Source organism: Azospirillum sp. B4 (genome assembly GCF_000333275.1).
Classification (GTDB): Bacteria; Pseudomonadota; Alphaproteobacteria; order Azospirillales; family Azospirillaceae; genus Nitrospirillum.
In genome coordinates this window covers 23072-32080 of the sequence record NZ_BACU01000716.1, presented here as the reverse complement: position 1 = coordinate 32080, position 9009 = coordinate 23072, and the positions used below count along the sequence as shown (strand labels likewise).

Here is a 9009-nt window from a genome sequence, read left to right as displayed (position 1 = left end):
TCCACCTTGTAGAAGGGGCGGCCGGCGGCCAGCTTGACCAGGGCCGGCACGGGCAGGCCCTCGGCCTCCAGCTTCTCGGCGAACCACTGGGTGCCCAGGGCGTCGATCATCTCGAACGGCCCCTGCTTCCAGTTGTAGCCCAGGCGCATGGCGGCATCGACGTCCAGGATGGTGTCGGCGATTTCCGGCACCAGGCTGGCGGCGTAGGCCAGGGCCTGGCTCAGCACCTTCCAGGCGTACTGGCCGCCCTTGTCGCTGTGGGTCACCAGGGCCTTCAGGCCGCGTTCCTTGGCGGAGGCCAGGTCGGCCTTCACCGTCGGGCGGTAGGCGCCGGTCTTAAGATCGATGGTCTCGCGCACGCGCTTGCCGTCCGGCGTCTTGGTCTGGCGGTAGAAGCCGCCCTTGCCCTTACGGCCGGTGTAGCCCTCGGCGATCATCTTCGCCTGCAGCGGGTTCTCGCGGTAGACGCGGCGGTAGTCGTCCTGCGCCGGCAGGGTGGACAGCAGGCTCTTGGCGATGTGCGGCCCCAGGTCGATGCCGACCAGGTCCAGCAGGCCGAAGGTGCCGGTCTTGGGCAGGCCCATGGGCTTGCCGGTGATCAGGTCCGTCTCCTCCACCGTCAGGCCCAGATCGTCCGCCGCGTTCACCGCCACCTGGAACCAGTAGGTGCCGATGCGGTTGGCGATGAAGCCGGGGGTGTCCTTGCAGTCGACCACACCTTTTCCCAGGCGCACGTCGCACACCTGGCGGATGGTCGCCACGGCATCGGCGCGGGTCTTGGGGCCGGCCACGATCTCCAGCAGCCGCATGTAGCGCGGCGGGTTGAAGAAGTGGGTGATCATGAAGTCGGCGGCGAACTGGTCGCTGGCCCCTTCCAGCAGGATCTCCAGCGGGATGGTGGAGGTGTTGGAACTGACGACCGAGCCTGGCTTCCGCACCGCGTCCAGGCGGCGGTAGAGGTTGTGCTTGATGTCCTTGTTCTCGATCACCGCCTCGATGATCCAGTCGACATCCTTCAGCTTCTCCAGGTCATCCTCGGTGTTGCCGGGGGTGACCAGCTTGGCCGCGTCCTTGTGCATGAAGGCGGCGGGCTCGGTCTTGAGCAGCTTCTCGATCGCGCCCTTGGCGACAACGCTGCGGTCGCCCCCACTGTCCTTCACGGCCTGGGGGACGATGTCCAGCAGGAAGACGGGAATGCCCGCGTTGGCGATGTGGGCGGCGATGCCGCTGCCCATCACCCCGGCGCCGATGACGGCGGCGCTTTTGATTTCCATGGGGTCTCTCCTCAACCGGGGGCCGATCAGACCGCTTCCAGGACGGTGGCGATGCCCTGGCCGCCACCGATGCACTGGGTGGCCAGCGCGAACTGCTTGCCTTCGCGCTTCAGCAGGCTGGCGGCCTTGCCGGTGATGCGGGCGCCGGTGGCGCCCAGCGGATGGCCCAGGGCGATGGCGCCGCCGTCCAGATTCACCTTGGCGGGGTCGAAGCCCAGTTCGTGCGCCACGGTCATGGACTGCACGGCGAAGGCCTCGTTGCTCTCGACGATGTCGATGTCCTTGATCGTCAGGCCGGCACGCTCCAGCGCCTTGCGCGAGGCCGGCACCGGGCCGTAGCCCATGATGGTGGCGTCGCAGCCGGATACGGCGACGGAGCGGATGCGGGCCAGGATAGGCAGGCCGTGGGCCTTGGCGTAATCCTCGCTGGTCACCAGCGTGGCGGAGGCGCCATCGGTCAGCGGGCTGGAGGTGCCGGCGGTGACGGTGCCTTCCTGGTCGAAGGCCAGCTTCAGGCCGGCCAGGCCTTCGGCGGTGGTGTCAGGACGGATGCAGCCGTCCTTGTCCACCAGCTTGCCCTTCACGTCGATGCCGACGATCTCATCGGCCAGGCGGCCGGCGGCCTGCGCCTCGGCGGCCTTCTTGTGGGAGGCGACGGCGTAGGCCTCCTGGTCGGCGCGGCTGAAGCCGAACTTCTTGGCCAGGTTCTCCGCCGTGATGCCCATGGACATGTAGGCGCCGGGGTTGACGGCGTGCAGGGCGGCATTGGGCATGGGGTTGAAGCCGCCCATGGGGATGCGGGTCATGCTCTCGACGCCGGCGGCGATGAAGGCCTTGCCGGCACCCAGCGCGATGGCGCCCGCCGCCATGTGGATGGCCTGCATGGAGGAGCCGCAGAAGCGGTTCACCGTGGTGCCGGCCACCGCCTGCGGCAGGCCGGCGATCATGCCGATCAGCTTGGCGACGTTGAAGCCCTGCTCGCCCTCGGGGAAGGCGCAGCCAACGATCAGGTCTTCCAGGTCGGCCGTGTTCACGCCCGTGCGCTCCACCAGCGCCTTGACCACCGCCGCGGCCAGGTCGTCGGGACGGACCCGCACCAGGTCGCCCTTGTTGGCCAGCGTGAACGGGGACCGGGCGTAACCGGCGATAACGGCTTTAGTCATTGGTGTGCTCCTCGCCTTCAACGGGACGGCGCCTCATTTGGCGGGCGCCGGATGATGGGGGTGACGCGGGAAGGACCGGGCCGGGATGCGTCCCCGGCGCGGTGGAATGGATATGGGACGCCGCGGGACGTCTTTTCAGATGTCCCGTGAGACGCCCCGTCAGGTGTCAAGGGCGCCCTTGCGGGCCAGATGGTCGACGACCAAACCTTCGATCTCCCTCAGGTCGACCAGGGTTTGCTGCACGTCGCGCAACTGCTGTTCCAGGGTGGTGATACGATCGCGCGCGCTGTTCAGCAGAAAGCGCATCTGCGGGACCTGGGCGTCGCCCACCTCGTACAGGTCCAGGAAATCCTTGATGCCGGCGATGGTGAAGCCCAGGCGCTTGCCGCGCATGATCAGCTTCAGCCGCGCCCAGTCCCGGTGGGTATAGACCCGCTGCTGTCCCTCACGCCGGGGGGTCAACAGGCCTTCGTCCTCGTAATAACGGATGGTGCGGGGCGTCAGCTCGAACGCCTCGGCCAGCTGGCTGATGGTGTAGGTTTCTTCCACCGCCGTCACGGGCGCTCCATCGGGCATGGTTCTCTCCCTGGGCTGGCCAAACCCCCTCATTCGTCGGGAGGCTGGCGCCTTACGTTTACGTAAACGTAAAGCCAGAGAGGACCGATGTCAATGGGCCTGAATCAACTTTCAACTTCATCCGTAGGGGGTAAGCTGGCTTGGAAAATCACGCCCCCAGGGGCCGAGCGGCCGCACCCGCGGCCTAGGTGCGCTTTGATTGAAGAGGGGGCGCCAGCGGCATGAGCCCAGGCTCATGTCGTAGGACGCAACCGCGTCCGCCGGACCTTTCCGGGGAACGAAGTGGACTGGAAAGGGAGGATAAGCCAAGCCAGCGGATGCGGCCGCCCGCCGCGTGAGGGAACTCAGATAAAAAAGTGTATCTGCGTGCGGTCGTAGCCGGTGCCCAGCAGCATGGGCTGGCCCTGGGCCACGGGGAAGTCATGGCCGAAGAAGTAGACGGCCTGCTTCCAGTGGTTGGTGCGGGCGGCGGAGCGGGAGCTGTAGACCACCTCCTCGTCCATGTGCAGGTCGAACCAGAAGGCCACGCCCTGGACCACGCCGGGCTTGGTCGCCTGGATGGTCAGGCTTTTCAGGTCGCTGTCCGGCATGCTGACGCGGAAGTCGAAGAACCAGGCCGGGAAGGGATCGGACAGCATGTGGTGGTCGTCGGCGGCCAGGTCGATCTGCTGATAGCCCGGCGCCCGGAACTGGTCGAAGCGGCTCATGTCGAAGCCGCTGACGCTGCGGATGGGGCTGACGCGGCGCAGGTCGTCGGCCTGGATCAGCTGGGCCCAGACGGTGGCGGCGGCGGGGATGACGCGCGCGCCAGGACGGGCCAGGTTGCGGCGCGCATGGTCCAGGATGGACAGCATGTCGGGCGCCAGCATGCCGACATTGACGATGTCGGACACCAGCACGTCGGCCTGCCGGGGCAGGTCCACGCCCAGCTTCAGGTCTTGCGGCTTCTTGGCCACGATGCTGACGCGGTCGGCATAGCCGTTCAGGGCCACCGTCTCGCGCGCCACCGTGGCCAGCGCCGCCAGCGGCTCGGCCGCCACCACGCGGGACGCGCCGGCGCGGGCGGCCATCATGCTGACCAGGGCGGAGCCGGCGCCCAGTTCCAGCACCAGATCGCCCGGGCGGATGGCGCGCAGCAGGGCCGCCTCATAGGCGTCGTTGCGCTCATGGTCGTTCAGGCGCGGGATGTGCCAGGCGGGCACCTGGGTGCTGCGCAGCAGTTGCAGGGCGTACTGCACCGCCTGGTTGTCGGGCAGGCGGGCCTGCACGCCGCCCAGCAGGGCGACGGCGTCATCGGTGCGGTCCTGGCCCTGGAACACCTGGGCCAGGCAGATCGCGGCCTCATACCGGCTGCTGTCGGCGGCCAGCACCTGGGCGAACAGCCCGCCAGCCTCATCCAGCCGGCCGGTGTAGAGCAGCAGGGTGCCCAGGTTGTACAGGGCATCCAAGTTGTCGGGCAGCAGGCCCAGGGAGTGACGCAGGCAGAACTCCGCCTCCTCCAGGTTGCCCAGCTCGCGCAGCGTGTTGCCCAGGTTGTTGTGGGCCTCGGCGTAGCGGGGGTTGATCTCCACCGCCTCGCGGAAACGGGCCTCGGCCTCCGCCAGGCGGCCCAGGGCGCGGAGCGCGTTGCCCAGATTGTTCTGGCTGACGGCGTCGTCGGGATTGAGAGAAACCGCGGTGCGGAAGCAGACCTCCGCCATCTCGAACCGGCGGCAGCCGTACAGCAGGACGCCGCGGCTGTTGTGGTACTGGAAATTCTCCGAATCCAGGGCGATGGCCTGTTCGAACAGGTCGTTGGCCTCCATCGGGCGGTTGGCCTTCAACGCGATGACGCCCAGCAGGTGGGTGGCCTCGGCATGGACCGGTTCGGCCGCCAGCGCGGTGCGGCAGCTCATCTCGGCCTCCGCCAGGAAACCGGCCATCAGGTGCTGGCGGGACAGGTCCACACAATCCTGGACGAAGGACATCCACTCCTCCTCGGGGGCTAGGTCGCGTCTTTGCCCGATCAGGAGAGCAAGGGGCATGCCAGCGGCAGCCCCTGCGGAAAGCCTTGGATTCCGTACATAATTGCAAGGAACCCGGCAAAGTCGGCGACCGTGGAAGCGTCTTATGGACTGCCGCCGGGTAAACCTTGCCGGGTAGTTTTAGGCCAGCAGGGCCAGCACCTCATCGCCCGTGGGCATGGCCTCGCCCGCCCCCACCCGCGTGACGGCGATGGAGGCGGCGACATTGGCGTGGCGCATGGCCTGCGGCAGGGCATCGCCCAGGGCCAGGCGGGCGGCCATGGAGCCGACGAAGCAATCGCCGGCGCCGGTGGTGTCCACCGCCTTGACCTTGCGGCCAGGCACGATGACCTGATCGGCGGCGGTGACGGCCAGGGCACCGCGCACGCCGAGCGTCGCCACCACCGTCTGGCCGGGGCGGCGCATCAGGCGGCGGGCGGCGGCGGCCACCGCATCCTCCGACGCGTCGCCGGGCACATCCACGCCGGCGAAATGGCCCAGTTCCGTCTCGTTCACCACCAGGATGTCGACGTCGGCCCACAGGGCATCGGGCGCGTCGTCCAGGGCGGGCGCGGCGTTCAGCACGGTGGTGGCGCCGGCGGCGCGGCCCCGGCGGAAAAATTCGGCGATGGTGCCGCGCGGGATCTCGAACTGGCTGACCAGGATGTCGCCGGCGCCGATGGCCACCGCGTCCAGGTCGGCGGCGGAGACCTCGCCATTGGCGGCCGGGATGACGACGATGCTGTTCTCCGCCTGCGCGTCCACCATGACGATGGCGGTACCGGTGGCCGTGTCGGTGCGTGTGATACCGCCCGTGTCCACGCCGTTGGCCTGGAAGAAGGCCAGCGCCTGGTCGCCGAAGGCGTCGCGGCCCACCCGGCCGATGAAAGCGACGTCCACGCCCTGGCGGGCGGCGGCGATGGCCTGATTCAGGCCCTTGCCACCCCGGCCGAAGGCCACCGTCTCGCCACTGACCGTTTCCCCCGGGCGCGGCGCGCGGCGCATGGTGGTGAGGACATCGGTGTTGATGCTGCCGGCGACGATGACTTTGGACATGGGGTAACCTGGATCGATGTTGGAAAACGAGATCGGCGGCGATGCCGAAGCACCGCCGCCGATCAACTTTACTGAGTCACCTGAGCGGCGTCAGGAGGCCTTGGCGGCCTGCTGTGCCGCCAGCTCGTCCAGCAGGGCCTTGCGCGACAGCTTGCCGATCATGGTCTTCGGCAGTTCGTCGCGAAACTCCACCTGCTTGGGCAGCTCGATGGCCGACAGCTTGTCACGCAGGAAGTCGCACAGCTCCGCCTGTGTCAGGCTATGGCCCTCGGTCAGCTTGATGTAGGCCTTCACCGTCTGGCCGCGATAGGGATCGGGCACGCCCAGCACGATGCATTCGTTGACGGCCGGGTGCAGGTAGATCGCCTCTTCCACGTTGCGCGGATAGACGTTGTAACCGCCGGCCAGGATCATGTCCTTGATGCGGTCGACGATGTAGATGTAGCCGTCCTCATCCATGTAGCCGACGTCGCCGGTGTGCAGGCGGCCGTCGCGCAGGGTGATGGCGGTTTCATCCGGCCGCTTCCAGTAGCCCTTCATCACCTGCGGGCCCCGGATGCAGACCTCGCCCCGCTGGCCCAGGGCGACGGGGGTCTTGCCGTCCTCCACGTCGATCAGCTCGATGATGGTGCCGGGCACCGGCAGGCCGATGGAGCCCACCTTGACCTTGCCGCCGACCGGCCCGTCGATGGGATTGACGGTGGCGACCGGCGACGACTCGGACAGGCCGTAGCCTTCCACCAGCTTGCAGCCGGTGTGGCCCTCGAAGGTCTGGCAGACGTCCAGCGGCAGCGGCGCGCCGCCGGAGATGCTGAAGGCCAGCGAGGACAGGTCGTACTTGGCCCGGTCCTTGTAGTTGTTGATGGCGGTGTAGATGGTGGGCACCGCCGGGAACTGGGTGGGCTTCTTTTTGTCGATGGTGTCCAGCACCTGCTCGATCTCGAACCGGGGCAGCAGGATCATCTCCGCTCCCAGGTAGATCGACAGGTTCATCACGCCGGTCATGGCGAAGACGTGGAACAGGGGCAGGACGCCCAGCATGCGCTCCTGCCCCGGCCGACCCTGGTAGAACCACAGTGCCGACTGCACCGTGTTGGCGGTCAGGTTGGCGTGGGTCAGCATGGCGCCCTTGGGCACGCCGGTGGTGCCGCCGGTGTACTGCAGCACCGCCACATCCTCGACCGGGTCGATGGTGACCGGGCGATAGCGGCCGTCATTGGCGATCAGCCGCCGGAAGCTGAGGTTGGCGCCATCCGCCGGCGGATGGGCGATGTCCTTGCGCTTCACCAGTGGATACAGCACGCTTTTCGGAAATGGCAGGATGTCGGCCATGCGGCCGGTGATGATCTTCTTCAGGCAGGTCTGGCCCAGCATCAGGGCCATCTTGTCGTAGCACTGCGGCACGTCGACCGTGATCATGATCTCCACCTCGGAGTCATTGATCTGCTTGACGAGCTCGCGCTCCGCGTACAGCGGATTGAAGTTCACCACCGTGGCGCCGGTCTTCAAGATGCCGTAGTAGCAGAAGACGGAATACGGGGTGTTGGGCAGGAACAGGCCGACGTTGCAGCCCCGCCCCACGCCCAGCGCCTGCAGGCCCTTCGCCACCCGGTCCACCATGTCGGCGCCCTGGCGATAGGTATAGCGCTTGCCCAGGAAATCGATGAAGGGCCGGTCGGCGAACCGCGTGGCGGAACTGTCGAACAGGTCCGTCAGGGGCTTCACCGGTATGGGCGCGTTCCAGTCCACGCCCGACGGATAGCTATGTTCCCAAATGTGCGCCGCACTCACGGCCGGGTCGGCCATCATACGTTTTCTCCCCAGGGCGGGCCCCGCTCAGGTACGGGGACGCCACCGCTCCAATTCGTGATTTGAAGCTCAGGGTGCCGACCTGGCGACGAGGGACGCATACCCGGCGATCGTATCGGCAACCGACATGCCGGGTCTTGCCGTCCCGGTCTAGGGCCGTAACGTGCCTGCATCGGGGACGCTACTCAAGCGTTTCGTGCAAGGAACGCGCGCGACGGGCCGGGTGCCGCGCCCGCTGGCCAGTCCTCGCATCAGCAACCCCAAGTTGACGCGCGCTGTTGGGCGCCGCCGTGACGCCAGGCCCGCCAAATCGCTGTAAGCCTGTGGATGAAAGGAACGAAACCCCTGCCGCAGCGCAACATTTCTCCACACATTACAGTAGCGGCGCCTCATCGTTTATGTTTACCATTAAGACGGGTTAAGCCGCCGCATTGGAATAAAACCAGGGACAGTTCCGGACCAAATCCGGGCGCACCCGGCACGGCGGATTTTGGGAGGTGAGATCATCGGGCCGGCGCCCGTTCGGGCTCCGGCACATATCGGGAAGGTACTGCCTCGTGCCACGCTTCGGATCGTATGACGCCTTCAGCCAGGACGAGGGTCTCCCGGCAAAGGCCCAGGTTAAATGGTTCAACACGTCCAAGGGATTCGGCTTCGTCGCCTTGGAGGATGGAACCCCTGACGCTTTCCTGCACATCTCGGTGGTCAGCCGCGCGGGCTTGGCCGACATCACCGAAGGTACGGAACTGATGTGCACCATCGGCGCGGGCCCCAAGGGGCCCCAGGTGCTGCGCATCGTGGAAGTGACGGGCATGGCGGCCCCGCCGGACCGCGGCGGCCCCGGCGCCGCCCCCCGCGCCCGCGACCGGGTGCCCACCGGGTCAGAGATCGAGATCGACGGCACCGTGAAATGGTTCAAGGCGGACAAGGGCTTCGGTTTCGTCCTGGCCGATGACGGCGGCAAGGACGTCTTCGTCCACAAAAGCGTCCTGCGCCGGTGCGGCATGGACCATCTGGACGAAGGCCAGCGGGTGCAGATGCGCATCGCCGACGCCCCCAAGGGCCGCGAGGCGGTGTGGGTGGCTCTGGTCTGAGCCGTCTCCCGCGGGGTCCTTGAAAACGACAGCC

7 protein-coding genes are annotated in these 9009 nt (G+C 67.4%); 1 reads left to right on the top strand and 6 read right to left on the bottom strand.

What is annotated here, in order from left to right; translation table 11 throughout:
- The 6 genes from I55_RS32175 to I55_RS32150 form a co-directional block, all read right to left on the bottom strand.
- Positions 1-1274 (bottom strand): 3-hydroxyacyl-CoA dehydrogenase (locus I55_RS32175; RefSeq protein ID WP_044564809.1); only part of this gene is annotated, 1274 nt, incomplete at its 3' end.
- 26 nt (positions 1275-1300) lie between these two features.
- Positions 1301-2437 carry a thiolase family protein gene (locus tag I55_RS32170; RefSeq protein WP_044564808.1) on the bottom strand — a complete coding sequence of 379 codons (1137 nt, stop codon included), beginning with the start codon at positions 2435-2437 and terminating at the stop codon, positions 1301-1303.
- Positions 2438-2596: 159 nt separating this feature from the next.
- Complete coding sequence (locus I55_RS32165) at positions 2597-3013, bottom strand: MerR family DNA-binding transcriptional regulator (protein ID WP_044564807.1); 417 nt, start codon at positions 3011-3013, stop codon at positions 2597-2599.
- A gap of 344 nt (positions 3014-3357) precedes the next feature.
- Positions 3358-4980, bottom strand: coding sequence for a tetratricopeptide repeat protein (locus I55_RS32160; protein ID WP_049974728.1), 1623 nt, complete (start codon positions 4978-4980; stop codon positions 3358-3360).
- A gap of 177 nt (positions 4981-5157) precedes the next feature.
- The gene (locus I55_RS32155) at positions 5158-6072 is read right to left on the bottom strand and encodes a ribokinase (RefSeq protein ID WP_044564806.1); all 915 of its coding nucleotides are present in this window, start codon (positions 6070-6072) and stop codon (positions 5158-5160) included.
- A 90-nt stretch (positions 6073-6162) separates the two neighbouring features.
- Entirely contained in the window at positions 6163-7881 is a 1719-nt protein-coding gene (locus I55_RS32150; protein WP_083901619.1) for a long-chain fatty acid--CoA ligase, read from the bottom strand.
- A 557-nt stretch (positions 7882-8438) separates the two neighbouring features.
- Between I55_RS32150 and I55_RS39235 the strand changes: the two genes are divergently transcribed.
- Complete coding sequence (locus I55_RS39235) at positions 8439-8975, top strand: cold-shock protein (protein ID WP_044564805.1); 537 nt, start codon at positions 8439-8441, stop codon at positions 8973-8975.
- Positions 8976-9009 lie beyond the last annotated feature (34 nt).